Source organism: Bosea sp. 124 (genome assembly GCF_003046175.1).
Classification (GTDB): domain Bacteria; phylum Pseudomonadota; class Alphaproteobacteria; order Rhizobiales; family Beijerinckiaceae; genus Allobosea.
On sequence record NZ_PZZM01000001.1, the window covers coordinates 4,963,991 to 4,977,281 of the forward strand.

Sequence of the window (13,291 nt, forward strand, 5' to 3'; positions counted from 1 at the left end):
GGCCGTCGCGGCCTGCCTTCAGGATCGCATTTCGAGCAAGGCCAGCGCGGCCTCGACCGCGTTGGCGGCCGGGCTCGCTCCGGCGGATTTCATGATCGCCTCGACCTCGGCGAAGCCATCGAGCTGCCCCGCGCGGTCCGGCCCTTCAGCCAGGACTGCGAGCAGATGTCCGCTCAGCGCCTCCGCCGTCGCATCGTCCTGAAGAAATTCCGGCACGACACTGCGGCCGAGGATCAGATTGGGCAGAATGACACTCGGCAGCTTGATCAGGCGGCGTGCGATGGCGGCTTCCCAGCCGGCACCACGATAGGCCGCCACGGTCGGCACCTGGGCCAGCGCCAGTTCGAGTGTCACGGTACCCGAGGCCGCCAGCGCCGCCCGCGCCTTGCGGAAAGCCGCGAGCTTCCCGTCGGCGCCGACGACGATCTCGGGCCGGACTGGCCAGCGCGACGCCGCCTGCGCGATCTCCGCCTGGAGATGCGGGACCGCCGGCAGCACGAAGCGTGTGCCGGGCTTCGCCGCTGCAATGCGCGCGACCGCCTCGCCGAAGACGGGCATGAGGTGGCGGACTTCCGAGCCGCGACTGCCGGGGAGGATCAGCACCCGCGGAGCCGTGGTGTCCGCGCGGATCGCCGCCTCCTCTGCGTCAGGCCTGAGGTCGGACAAGCGCTCTATCAGCGGGTGGCCGACATAGACGGTCCTGGGCCCCTGCAGGCGCTCCAGCGCCGCCGGCTCGAAAGGCAGCAGCGCCAGGATGCGATCGACATGCGGCGCCATCCGGCGGGCGCGGCCGGAGCGCCAGGCCCAGACGCTCGGGCAGACCCAGTGGGCGATCGGAATCGAGGGGGCGCGGGCGCGGACCTTCTTCGCGACGCGCAGGTTGAAATCCGGCGCATCGATCGTCAGCAGCAGATCGGGCGCGAAGGCCGCAATGCCGCGCGCCGCATCCTCCATCCGGCGCAGCAGAAGCGGCAGGCGCGCGACCACAGGGCCGAAGCCCATCACGGCGATATCGGCCTGCGGGAAAAGCGGAACCAGCCCCGCCGCGATCAGGCTTTCGCCGCCGACGCCGGTGATGACGAGCTCGCGGTCGCCCAGACGCGCGCGGAGGCTCTCCAGGAAGCGCAGCGCCAGCGCGTCGCCCGATGCCTCGCCCGCGACCAGAGCGAGGCGGAAGGGCGGGCTCACGCCACGCCCTCGACGAACAGTCCGGACTGGTCCGCCAGCTTCGCAAGGCCTGCGGCATTGCCGACCAGGACGCGCCCGGCCCGAAGGCCGATGCCGGCGAGGCCCGCTGCCGCGACGTGGCGCAGGGTCTCGGAGCCGATGGCGGGCATGTCGACCCTAAGGTCCTGGCCATCCTTCGGCGCCTTCACCAGCACGCCGTCGCCCTTGGCGATGCGGAGCCGTCCGGACGCGATCATGTCTCCGACGCGGCGGATCATCGCGTCCGTGCCTTCGGCAGCCTCGATCGCGATGACGCGATGATCGGCCAGGATCGCGGCCTGCCCGACATCGAAGGGCGAGAGTGCCGCCAAGAGCTCGAAGCCCCGCGCGACAAGCGCCCTCTGCTCCGGCGAGGCCTGCCTGCGGCCAAGCGGGCCGGGCTGCGCGGTCATCTGCGGCGCGATGTCGGCAGGGCCGTGGACAGCGAAGCCCTGGCCCTCGAAGAAGCTGACGACGCCGCGCAGCAGGTGATCGTCGCCGCCGCGGAAGGCGCGCGCGAAATGAGGCAGGTATTTCAGCGTAGAAGCCTCGGGCCGCAGCGCGGCGAAGCTCGGCCGCGGCAGGCCGCCGATCAGGACGAGATCGACGATCTCGCGCCGGCGCAGTTCCTCGAGCAGGCGGCCGAGCTGGCCGAGGCGATAGCTCCGGAGTTCGGCACTGCCGAAGGCGGAGGGGTCGGCCGCGCCTTCGAGCGCCGCGATGAAGACGGGCCGGCCGCTCGTCACGGCCAAACTGGCGAGATGGGGCGGAAAATCGCCGGCGCCCGCGATGATCGCGAGCGGCCTGTCGTTCACGGCCGCGGCTGACGGTTCAGCGCTCACCGATCCGGCGCGTTGACGTCATGGGGCACGCAGATCGCGCGCTCGCCGCCGAGCCGGATGAAATCGAGGATCTCGTGGACCAGCGGATGCGAGGCGAACTCGCTGGCGACGTCCTCGACGCGCTCCGACAAGGTGCCCTCATCGGCGAAGAGCAGGCGATAGGCGCGGCGCAGCTCGTGGATCTGCTCGCGCGAAAATTCCCGGCGGCGCAGGCCGACGAGATTGAGCCCCGCCAAATGCGCCGGGTTGTCCCGGACGAGGCCGAAGGGAATGACGTCGTTCAGCACACCGGCGCCGCCGCCGATGAAGGCATGATCGCCGACGCGGATGAATTGCTGCAGGCCCGTGCCACCACCGACAATCACGAAATTGCCGACAGTGACGTGGCCCGCGCACATGACGTTATTGGAGAAAATGACGTTGTTGCCGATATGGCTGTCATGCCCGACATGCGAATTCGCCAAAAAGAAGCAGCTATCGCCGACGGTGGTTTTCATGCCCCCGCCTTCGGTGCCGGGATTCATGGTCACGCCTTCGCGAATCTTGCAATCGGCGCCGATCGTCAGCGTCGACGGCTCGCCACGGTACTTCACGTCCTGGGGCGGATGGCCGATCGAAGCGAAGGGATAGATGCTCGTCCTCGCGCCGACCGTGGTGCGCCCGGCGACCGCGACATGGCTGATGAGCTCGACGCCATCGGCCAGCACGACGTCGGGGCCGACCGTGCAGAACGGGCCAATCGTGACGCCCTCGCCGATGCGCGCGGCGGGATCGACGACCGACATGGGATGGATGCTGGAAGTCATGACCGGACACTCATGGAAAGGGCCGTGCTGATCGTGCGGAGTGTCATCAGTTCAGACGACCATGGCCGACAGATCGGCTTCGGCGACGAGCATGCCGTCGACGCGGGCCTCGCCCCGGTAGAACCAGATGTTGCGCTTGCGTGCCACCTTGGTCAGGTGGAAGCGCAGCGTGTCGCCGGGCCCCACGGGCTTGCGGAATTTGGCCTTGTCGATCGTCGTGAACAGCACGCTGCTGACCGCCGGGTCGGCCTCGCCGCGCGAGCTGACGACGAGCACACCGGCCGTCTGGGCCATCGCCTCGATCATCAGCACACCCGGAAACACCGGCCGTCCCGGAAAATGGCCGGTGAACTGCGGCTCGTTGATGGTGACGTTCTTGATGCCGATCCCGGACTCATCGCCATTGATCTCGACGACGCGGTCGACGAGCAGAAAGGGATAGCGGTGCGGAATGCAGGCCATGATCTTCTGGATGTCGGCCACACCCAGCGCCGCCGTCGTCGCATCGGTCATCGTTTCGTCTCTCCCGTGCGGGCCGTCCGTGCGGCCGCATCATCAATCCGTTCCAGCCCGTGCCGTTCTAGCCCGTGTCCCGGCTCGTGGCCAAGCGTTCGGCCGGCCGGCGGCCGCGCCCCCGGCCGACAGACGGCACAAGGAAGGTCGGCCCAGCGAGCACAGCGCCGGGGCATCAGCCCTCCGGCTGCCCCTTGCCGCGCTTGGCCACCAGCGATTTCAGCAGCGCAATCTCGCGCGCCCAGGTCAGTGCCGGTTGAGCCGGCGTACCACCGTAGCGCGCACCGCGCGGAATATCGCCGGCGACGCCACTCTGCGCCGCGACCTGCGCCCCCATGCCGACGGTCAGATGGCCGGCGAGGCCGACCTGGCCTCCCAGCACGACGAAATCCTCGAGCGTCGTCGAGCCGGCGATGCCGACCTGCGAGACGATGACGCAATGACGCCCGACGACGACATTGTGGCCGATCTGGACGAGGTTATCGATCTTGGTACCTTCGCCGATCACGGTGTCGCGGCTGGCGCCGCGGTCGATGCAGGTGTTGGCGCCGATCTCGACATCGTCCTGCACGATGACGCGGCCGATCTGCGGCACCTTCATATGGCCACGCGGGCTCATGGCGAAACCGAAACCGTCCTGCCCGATGCGAACGCCGGGATGGATGATGACACGGTTGCCGATCAGCGCGGCCTGCAGCGTGCAGCCCGCCCCGATCGAGCAGTTGCGGCCGATGCGGACCTGCGGACCGACGACCGCATGCGAGGCGACGACGGTTCCCGAGCCGATCTCGGCGCCGGGACCGATGACGGCGCCCGGATCGACCGTAACGCCCGCCTCGAGCACCGCCGTGGCGTGGACGAAGGCGCCCGGTGCCACGCCCTGCGAACCGAAAACCGAGCCGGGCCTCAACGCCGAGGGGAAGAAGCGGGCGAGCACCTTGGCAAAGGCGTGATAGGGCGTCGGCGAGACCAGCGCGATCGTGCCCGAAGGCACTCGTTCGGCGAAGCGCGGCGAGACCAGGCACAGGCCCGCCGCCGTCGCGGCGAGCGCGTCGGTGTATTTCGGGTTGTCCATATAGGCGATGTCGGCCGGGCCGGCGTTCTCCAGCGCCGCGGCGCCGGTGATCGCGCGCGCCGGATCGACGCCTTCAGGCAGCGTGGCGCCCGAAATGGCAGCGACCTCGCCGAATTCGAGCGAGGTCGCGACCGGGAAGAATTGGGGTTCTGACATCGAGAGGTGTCCGGAGCGGGGCGCTGGAGGCGCCCCGCTTCGTCAGAAGCGGGTGCCGCCGGAGAAGCGGAAGGCCTGGGTCCGGTCGCCGCCGTATTTGCCAGAGATGCCGGTGGTGGGATTCGTGCCCCACTGGCCGTCATCCTTCGACAGGGCATAGGCATAGTCGAAGCGGATCGGGCCGAGCGGCGACTGCCAGAGCAGGCTGACGCCGACGGACGAGCGGATGATGTTCTTGTCACGCACGCAGGCGACGTTGGTCTGATAGATCGACGTCGTCGCGACGTTGAACTGGCGCGCCGATGCACCCGCGGGGCAGCCCGCAAACGCCGAGGCATTGCCACCGTCGTAATTGAACAGCGTACCGGCGTCGGCGAAGACCGCGCCGCGCAGGCCGAGATCGCGCGGCAAGCCCCAGATCGGGAACTGCACTTCGAGCGAACCGCCAAAATAGGTGGTGCCGCCGAGCGCGTTGGCCGTGGGATCGTTCAGCACGTCGCGCGGGCCGATGCCGGACGGGGCGAAACCGCGCACCAGGGTCGGTCCGAGGAAGTAGTGGTCGATCATGCGGAGATCGCCGCTGGTGGCCTGGACGTGACCGCCCTGGACCCGTGCGAAGCCGACGACGTCGTCGAAGATCTCTTTGTAATAGCGCGCATCGGCCGAGACACGCAGGAACTTCGAGTCACCGCCTACGCCAGCGAACTCAGGCTTGATCTCGGCGATGAAGCCGTTGCGCGGGGTCTGGTTGCTGTCGAGCGAGTTGTAATTGAAGCTCAGGCCGACGAGCGAGGTCAGCGTCGTGCCCTGAGCTTCCTTGACCGCGATCGTCGCCTCGCCATTGGTCAGGCAGTTGATCGAGTTGCTCGCGCCGATCGCGCCGATCGTTCCGGGGGTGATGCCGGTCAGCGGCAAGCTACAATCGTTGTAGGGCCTACTCGATGTGTTCGGGATCTCGATCTCGGTGCTGTAGATCGAGTAACGCGGCGTGATCGAGAGCTCTTCCGTGATCGGGAAGGTCAGGCGGACGGTGCCGCCGGTGACGCGGCTCTCGAAGCGGCCGGTGTTGTAGTTGTCGCTGAACTTCGAGAACAGGTCGAAGCCTGCCGCGATGCGGCGACCGAGGAAATAGGGCTCGGTGAAGGAGAAATCGACACCCTGGGTGCGCTGGCCGAGCGTACCCGCGATGCGGACGAACTGGCCACGGCCGAGGAAGTTCGATTCCGACAGCGAGATTTCGCCGATGATGCCGTCCGAGGTCGAATAGCCGCCGGCGATCGAGAAGGAGCCGGTCGCCTTGTCCTCGACATCGATGTTGACCACCACGCGATCGGGCGCGGAGCCCGGCTCGTTGGTGATACGGACCTTGTTGAAGAAGCCGAGATTGTTCAGGCGACGTTCGGCGCGATCGACGAACACCTTGTTGTAGGCGTCGCCTTCACCGAGATCGAGCTCGCGACGCACGACATAGTCGCGCGTGCGGGTGTTGCCGCGCACGTTGATGCGCTCGACATAGACCCGCGGGCCCTCGTCGACGACATAGGTGATGCCGATCAGGCGGCCGGCCGAATCCCGGTCGCCGCGCGGGCGGACCTGGGCGAAGGGATGGCCGCGACGCGAGACCTCGGTCGTCAGATTGACGAGCGACTTCTCCACGGCTTCGGCGTTGTAGGTGTCGCCGGCCGAGGTGACGACATAGTTCTGCAGCACGGTGGAATCGAGTTCGCGCAGGGTCGAATCGACCGCGACATTGCCGACCTTGTACTGCGGGCCTTCGGCGACGGTGACATCGATCACCCAGCCGCCGGCGCTTTCGTCGAAGCGAGCCGTGTTGCCGACGATCTGGAAGTCGGCATAGCCGTTCTTCAGATAAAAGCGGCGGACCAGTTCGAGGTCAGCGGTGATCCGCTCCGGATCGTAGACGTCGGAGGTCTTGATCCAGCTCAGGAAATTCGACTCGGTCGAGCTCATCAGGCCGCGCAGGCGGCCATCCGAGTAAACCTCGTTGCCTTCGAAATTGATCGACTTGATGCCGGTCTTGCCGCTCTCGTTGATCGTGAAGACCACGTCCGAACGGCCGTTCGGGAGAGGTGCGATGCGGCCGCTGACCGAGGACAGGCCATAGCCGGACCGGCGATAGATTTCCTTCAGGCGACCGACGTCGGCGTCGATCAGGGCCTGGCTCATCGGGCCGCCAGCCTTGGACTGGACCTGCTGAAGCAGCATGTCGCTCTTCAGGCGGCGATTGCCCTCGAACGCGACGCGGTTGATCGTGTCGTTCTCCTGCACGGAGATGACGGTCTGGGAGCCGCGACGGTTCACCTGGACATTCGTGAACAGGCCGGTGGCGAGAAGATTCTGACGAATCTCCTGCGGGCCGCCCTGCCCTGCGGCGTAGGAGCGGATCGTCTCCGCATCGACACGCCTGTTGCCCTGGACAATCACGGCCTGCGCGAACACCACGCCACCGCTAACGGCCAACATGAAGGCCGAAAGTCCGACTGATCGAGAGAGCCGCATTCTGAAAGACCGGCTCTTTTGGGTCGACGTCATCGGGTCGCCTATTCCATTTCTCAGGTCACCACCCCAACGCAGGGGACCGCCACCCGACAGAGGCAGCAGCATGGGGACATTGCAGTCCATTCGCTTCTACAAAGTTTCCTGCGGGGTGCAAACCGGCATTGTCGTTAACAAATTATTTTTAGCCCCCTCGTTGCCATGAGGCCACGCGTCACGCCGCGATTTTGCCGCAAAGTCGCACGATTGGCCTCCGAAATCGTATTCCGGCCCCTGGCCGGAAATCTCGATCCGGGCGCCACGCGGCAGCGCGAAACCTAAAAAAGCCGGGAATCCATTAACACTGCCTCGCTGCGAGGCGCATGGCGGCACCGGCTCAAGGCTGCGCCTCCGGCCCGGCGGATTCCGGGGAAATCCTTGGACGGACCTGCCCGGCGGGATCCCTCGCAGCCTGTCGCGTGGGACCCGACGCTCTCCTAGAGCAGGGAGCGGACGTGGGTGATGTCGTTCCAGGTGACGAACAGCATCAGCATCAGCACGAGGCCGAGGCCGACCCGGAAGCCGATCTCCTGCGCGCGCTCGCTCAGCGGCCGGCCGCGCAGCGCCTCGACGGCGTAAAACAGCAGATGTCCGCCATCCAGCATCGGCACCGGGAACAGGTTCATCAAGCCGATCGAGACCGACAGGATGGCGGCGAGGTTGATCAGGCCGAGCAGGCCGCCATTCGACGCGACCAGCCCGGAGACCTGCGCGATTCGGATCGGACCGGAGAGCTGGTCGGCCGATTCCCGGCCACTGACCAGTTTCGCCAGATAGTCATAGGTGCGCTCGACGACGAACCAGGTCTCGGTGACGCCGACCCTGGCCGATTCGAGCAGGCTGAAATGCTGGGTCTTCCAGTCGCCGGCCAGATTCGAGGCCTGGACACCGAGGACGCCGATGCGCTGCTTGCCGAGCGGCGAACTCTGCTCGACGAGGGCGGGCGTGACCGGCAGCGTCACCGTGCCGCTCGCGCGCTCGACCACCATCGAGAGGGTCTCGTTCGGCCGCACCGAGATGACGCGCTGCATGTCGGCGAAGCTGCCGATCGGGCGCCCGTCGATCGAGATGACGAGATCGCCCGGAAGCAGCCCGCCGCGCTCGGCGGCGCTGCCGGCGACGACCTGGTCGACGCGCGGGGCCAGCACCGGCTTGCCGAAGAAATAGACCGTCGAGGCGAAGATCACGATGGCGAGCAGGAAATTCGCGATCGGGCCGGCAGCGACGATGGCCGCGCGCTCGCCGATCGACTGCGCCGGGAAGGAGCGCTCGCGCTGACGCGCGGTCATGCCGGAAAGCTCGGCGGAATCGCCGACGCTGGAGGTGGCGTCGCCGTCACCGGAGAATTTGACATAGCCGCCGAGCGGGATCGCGGCGAAACGCCAGCGCGTGCCGTGCCTGTCGTTGAAGCCGAAGAGCTCGCGGCCGAACCCGATCGAGAACACCTTCACATCGACGCCGCACCAGCGGCCGACGAGGAAATGACCGAGTTCATGGACGAACACGACCACGGTCAGGACGAAGAGGAAGGGAACGAGATAGCCGAGCAGGAACGAGCCGGCGTTCCAGATTGTTGCCACGAAATCCATCAAAATCTCCCGATCCGTCCCCCTCTGGAGCATGGCGCGAAAAAGCACGAACCGGCTTTTCGCTAACGCCCTGCGCCAACCCCAGGTCGACGATCATGTTCTTCGCGTTCGCGACGATACCGCCCGAATGCGACGTGATCTAGGTGACAGCGAAGGGCGCCCGCGACAAGAGCGCGCCGGCGCGGTTTCTCGCCTCATGGTCAATGGCAAGCGCGGCGGCGACATCGGCGGGTGCGGCGAGACCCGGCGCGGCTGCGGCGCAAACCGCTTCGACCAGCGCCGCGATGCCGGGAAAGGCGATGCGTCCCTCGAGATAGGCCGCGACGGCGACCTCGTTCGCCGCGTTCAGGATGGCGGGCATCGCACCGCCTGCCGCCAGCGCCGCAATGGCGAGACCGAGCGCCGGGAAGCGCGCGAGATCCGGCCGCTCGAAGGTCAGCGGCATGGTCGTCGCGAGATCGAGGAAACGCGCCGCCGGTGCGTCGAGCCGGCCATCGACGCCGAGGCAATGGGCGGCAGCGACACGCATGTCGGGCAGGGCCATGCCGGCGCTGACCGAGCCGTCGCGGAAGGTGACGAGGCCATGGACGAGTTGCTGCGGGTGCACCAGCACCTCAAGCTGCCCGGGAGCCAGACCGAACAGGAAGCAGGCTTCGATCAGCTCCAGCCCCTTGTTCATCATGCTGGCCGAATCGATCGAGATCTTCGTGCCCATCGCGTAGTTCGGGTGAGCCAGCGCCTGCTCCGGTCGAGCGGCCGCGATCTCGGCCGCGCTCCAGGTCCGGAATGGGCCACCGGAAGCCGTCAGCGTCATACTGCGGATCGCCGAGATCGGTTCAGAACCCAGCACCTGGAACAGCGCGTTGTGCTCGGAATCGAGCGGCAGGATGCGCGCACCGACCGCACTTGCGCGCGCCATCACGGCCGCACCGGCACAGACGAGGCTCTCCTTGTTGGCGAGCGCGACGACACGGCCGGGCACGAGCGCTGCGAAGGTCGCCTCCAGCCCGGCAGCGCCCGCTATCGCGCTGACGACGATGTCGCTCTCCATCGCGACGGCGTCGAGCACGGCTTGGCGACCTGCCCCGCAGGCAATGCCGCTGCCGGCCAGGGCCTCAGCCAGCGCCGGCCCCGCCCCAGCATCGGCGAGAGCAGCGAAGGAGGCCCCCGTCTCGATCGCGACCCGCGCCAGCGCCACGGCATCCCGGCCCGCAACGACGGCCCCTATCCGCAGGCGCTCGGGATTCTCGGCCACGACCTCGCGCGTCGATCTGCCGATGGAGCCGGTGGCTCCCAGAAGCGTGACGGTACGGAGCATGGCGGCTTTTAGAGTTTGAGATGCGTCAGGAACAGCACCATGCCGGCGAAGACGAGCACCGCCCAGTAGCCGTCGAGGCGATCGAGGAAACCGCCATGGCCCGGGATGAGACGGCTCGAATCCTTGGCGCCGAAACGGCGCTTCAGCGCGGATTCGAACAGATCGCCCATCTGGCTGAACACGGAGGCCGCGAACGAGCCCGCGATGACGAGCACCGGCCCGACGATCTGCGTCGCTGCCGGCGTCAGCGCCCAGACGGCATAACCGCCGAGCGTGCCGGCGATGGTTCCGCCGAGCGCGCCGGACCAAGTCTTGCCCGGACTGACGCTCGGCATCAACTTGGGGCCGCCGAACCTGCGGCCGGTGAAATAGGCCGCGATATCGGTGAACCAGACGACCGCGAAGCTCCAGATGACGAGAGCCAGCCCGAGTTCGGGCAGCGACCGCAGCGCCGGGGCGACCAGCGCGAAGGCGAGCGCATAGGCGACGCCGCAGAGCTCGAGGGCGAGCCGGCTCTCCACCCGGGGCGTCAGCACGGCGCCGGTCAGGGCTGCGACAGCCGCGACACCCGCCAGAGCCGGCTGGCTCGCCGAGGAGAAGCCAAGGAGGGTCCCGGCGAGGACCACGCCAATCGCGGCGGCGATCGCGTGGTCGCGGTTGGCCATGGAGAGCCACTCATAGGCGACGAGTCCGGCCACCAGAACCCAGACGATGCGGAAGGGCCAGCCGCCCCAGGCGGTGGCGATCAGGATCACGGCCGCGAGCACCAGCGCCGAGACGATCCTGAGGCGCAGTTCGCCCGAAACGGCCTTCGTCCCGCCGCCGGGAGGCGCCTCGCTCACGCCGCGCCTGCAGCGCGGCCGGAGGGTTCCGCCAGGCCGCCGAAGCGCCGCTCGCGGCGGCCATACTCGGCCAATGCGGCCTCGAAGGCGGCACGGTCGAAATCCGGCCAGAGGACCGGCGTGAAGACGAACTCGGCATAGGCCGCCTGCCAGAGCAGGAAGTTCGAGATGCGTGTCTCGCCGGAGGTGCGGATCACCAGTTCGGGGTCCGGAAGACCGGCGGTGTCGAGGCGCAATGCCAGCATCGCCTCGTCGATCGCGGTCGCTTCGATCCGCCCGGCGGCGGCATCGGTCGCGAGTTGCCGCGCCACCCGGACGATCTCGTCGCGCGAGCCATAGTTGAAGGCGACGACGAGCGTCATCCCGTCATTGTCGCGGGTCACCGCCTCGGCATGCTCGACCATGCGGCGCAGATCGGGCGCGAGGTCATCGCGGCCGCCGATGACGCGGACGCGGACGCCCGCGGCATGGAGCTCGCCCAGATCCTTCTCGACGAAGCGCTTGAGCAGGCCGAGCAGGAAGGAGACCTCGGTCGCGGGCCTGCGCCAGTTCTCGGTCGAGAAGCTGTAGAGGGTCAGGACACGGATGCCGAGCTCGCCCGCATTCCTGACGGTGCCGCGCAGCGCTTCCAGCCCCCGCCGATGACCTTCCTGCCGCGGCAGGCCGCGAAGCTGCGCCCAGCGGCCATTTCCATCCATGATGATGGCAACATGCGCGGGAGCGACTTGGGCGGGAGCGACTTGGGCCGGATGGGCGGCTTGCCCCGGGCGCTGGCCTGCTGACATTCTCGATATGCCTCGTTCGGCCTCGTGCCGGATGATCTCGCCGGGTGATCCGGCCCGCCGCAAGCTGGCGCGGAACCCGCGCCAACGACGTCAGACGCTCAGGATTTCCTTTTCCTTTGTCGCAAGCGCCTGGTCGATCTCGGCGATGTGCTGGTCGGTCGCCTTCTGGACGAGGTCGGACTGGCGGGTGACGTCGTCCTTGGTGAAGGCGCCGTCCTTCTCGACCTTCTTGATGATGTCGATGGCATCGCGGCGGACATGGCGCACGGCGATCTTCGACTCCTCGGCATATTTATGCGCGACCTTGACCATCTCCTTGCGGCGCTGCTCGTTCAGCTCCGGGATGCGGATGCGCAGCACCTGGCCTTCGGTCTGCGGGTTGAGGCCGAGATCGGATTCGCGGATCGCCTTCTCGACGGCATTGACCATGCTGCGGTCCCAGACCTGCACGCTGAGCAGGCGGGCCTCGGGGACGCTGACGGTCGCGAGTTGGGCCAGCGGCTGGCGCGCGCCATAGGCCTCGACCTGGATCGGGTCGAGCATGTTGGCGGAGGCGCGGCCGCTGCGCAGCGAGGCGAGATCGCCCTTGAAGGAGGTCAGCGCGCCCTGCATGCGGCGCTTCACATCGTCGAGATCGAATGTCGTCTGGGCCATCGTCTTCAAGACCTTGAACTGGTGCATCGCGCGAAAAGCGGAAACCCGGCTTTCCTCCAGCGACGATGCGAGATCGGTGTTGCATGCCGGGGTGTTTCTAAAACCCGGCGCGACCATGGCGGGGGGGCCGGCCAGGGTCAAGAACATCGTATCGCGAGGCGCTTACGGCGTCACATAGGTCGCCCTGCCCTCGCCGCGCAGCACGGCCGCAAGCATGCCCGCCTCCGCGATCGAGAACACCACGATGGTCAGCCCGGCATCGCGAGCCAGCGCAAAGGCCGCCGTATCCATCACCTTCAGATCGCGCGTGATCGCCTCGGCATGGGTCAGCGTGTCGTAGCGGGTGGCGCGCGGGTCCTTCTTCGGGTCGGCGGAATAGACGCCATCGACCTGCGTCGCCTTGAGCAGATGGCTGCAGCCGAGCTCGGCCGCCCGCAGGGCCGCACCCGTATCGGTGGTGAAATAGGGATTGCCGGTGCCGCCGCCGAGCACCACGACCTTGCCGTTGGTCAGGTGGTCGAGTGCGCGCTTGCGGGCGTAGCTCTCGCAGAGCGAGGGCATCGGCACCGCCGACATGGCGCGCGCAGGCGCACCCGCGCTCTCGATTGCATGCTCCAGCGCGAGCGCGTTCATCACGGTGCCGAGCATGCCGATCGAATCGGCGCTGGTGCGGTCGAGCCCCTTGTTAAGCCCCTGGACGCCGCGGAAGAAATTGCCGCCACCGACGACGATGGCGATCTCCACACCCTCTCGCGAGGCATTCGAAATATCGCTTGCAAGCGCCGTCAGCGTCGCGCCGTCAAGGCCGGATCCCGCTTGTCCGGCAAGGGCTTCGCCGGAGAGCTTAACGAGAACGCGATTGGGTCTCATCAGATCGTCTCCGTAATGCCGTTCATGATCGCATCATCCTGCCGGGACGAGCGAATCCGCAAGTCCGGCCGATGCCCAA

Annotated in this window: 12 protein-coding genes; all 12 read right to left on the reverse strand. The window is 67.5% G+C overall.

Translation table 11 applies throughout. The annotated features are described in order from the left end of the window. Positions 1 to 18: 18 nt before the first annotated feature. The gene (gene lpxB / locus C8D03_RS23490; protein ID WP_108050163.1) at positions 19 to 1,188 is read right to left on the reverse strand and encodes a lipid-A-disaccharide synthase; all 1,170 of its coding nucleotides are present in this window, start codon (positions 1,186 to 1,188) and stop codon (positions 19 to 21) included. After that, on the reverse strand, positions 1,185 to 2,048 hold the full coding sequence (locus tag C8D03_RS23495; protein WP_108050165.1) for an LpxI family protein: 864 nt from the start codon (positions 2,046 to 2,048) through the stop codon (positions 1,185 to 1,187). Before C8D03_RS23495 ends, lpxB begins: the two co-directional genes overlap by 4 nt. Then, the gene (lpxA, locus tag C8D03_RS23500) at positions 2,045 to 2,854 is read right to left on the reverse strand and encodes an acyl-ACP--UDP-N-acetylglucosamine O-acyltransferase (protein ID WP_108050167.1); all 810 of its coding nucleotides are present in this window, start codon (positions 2,852 to 2,854) and stop codon (positions 2,045 to 2,047) included. The genes C8D03_RS23495 and lpxA overlap by 4 nt, the downstream gene beginning before the upstream one ends. Positions 2,855 to 2,905: 51 nt before the next feature. Next, positions 2,906 to 3,367 (reverse strand): 3-hydroxyacyl-ACP dehydratase FabZ, encoded by a 462-nt coding sequence (gene fabZ, locus C8D03_RS23505; RefSeq protein WP_108050169.1) that lies wholly within the window; start codon positions 3,365 to 3,367, stop codon positions 2,906 to 2,908. A 175-nt stretch (positions 3,368 to 3,542) separates the two neighbouring features. Next, positions 3,543 to 4,598: a UDP-3-O-(3-hydroxymyristoyl)glucosamine N-acyltransferase gene (gene lpxD, locus C8D03_RS23510; protein WP_108050171.1), complete on the reverse strand. Its 1,056-nt coding sequence runs from the start codon at positions 4,596 to 4,598 to the stop codon at positions 3,543 to 3,545. A 42-nt stretch (positions 4,599 to 4,640) separates the two neighbouring features. Further along, complete coding sequence (gene bamA, locus C8D03_RS23515) at positions 4,641 to 7,151, reverse strand: outer membrane protein assembly factor BamA (protein ID WP_108050174.1); 2,511 nt, start codon at positions 7,149 to 7,151, stop codon at positions 4,641 to 4,643. Between the two features lie 440 nt (positions 7,152 to 7,591). Beyond that, complete coding sequence (rseP, locus tag C8D03_RS23520; protein ID WP_108050177.1) at positions 7,592 to 8,743, reverse strand: RIP metalloprotease RseP; 1,152 nt, start codon at positions 8,741 to 8,743, stop codon at positions 7,592 to 7,594. Positions 8,744 to 8,882: 139 nt separating this feature from the next. After that, positions 8,883 to 10,061, reverse strand: a complete 1,179-nt coding sequence (dxr, locus tag C8D03_RS23525) for a 1-deoxy-D-xylulose-5-phosphate reductoisomerase (RefSeq protein ID WP_108050179.1) — start codon at positions 10,059 to 10,061, stop codon at positions 8,883 to 8,885. Positions 10,062 to 10,069: 8 nt separating this feature from the next. Continuing rightward, positions 10,070 to 10,903, reverse strand: coding sequence for a phosphatidate cytidylyltransferase (locus C8D03_RS23530; protein WP_108050181.1), 834 nt, complete (start codon positions 10,901 to 10,903; stop codon positions 10,070 to 10,072). Continuing rightward, positions 10,900 to 11,688 (reverse strand): isoprenyl transferase, encoded by a 789-nt coding sequence (locus tag C8D03_RS23535; RefSeq protein WP_108050183.1) that lies wholly within the window; start codon positions 11,686 to 11,688, stop codon positions 10,900 to 10,902. The genes C8D03_RS23530 and C8D03_RS23535 overlap by 4 nt, the downstream gene beginning before the upstream one ends. Positions 11,689 to 11,778: 90 nt before the next feature. After that, the gene (gene frr, locus C8D03_RS23540; RefSeq protein ID WP_108051940.1) at positions 11,779 to 12,342 is read right to left on the reverse strand and encodes a ribosome recycling factor; all 564 of its coding nucleotides are present in this window, start codon (positions 12,340 to 12,342) and stop codon (positions 11,779 to 11,781) included. Between the two features lie 162 nt (positions 12,343 to 12,504). Then, positions 12,505 to 13,212 carry a UMP kinase gene (gene pyrH / locus C8D03_RS23545; protein WP_108050185.1) on the reverse strand — a complete coding sequence of 236 codons (708 nt, stop codon included), beginning with the start codon at positions 13,210 to 13,212 and terminating at the stop codon, positions 12,505 to 12,507. Positions 13,213 to 13,291: the final 79 nt, after the last annotated feature.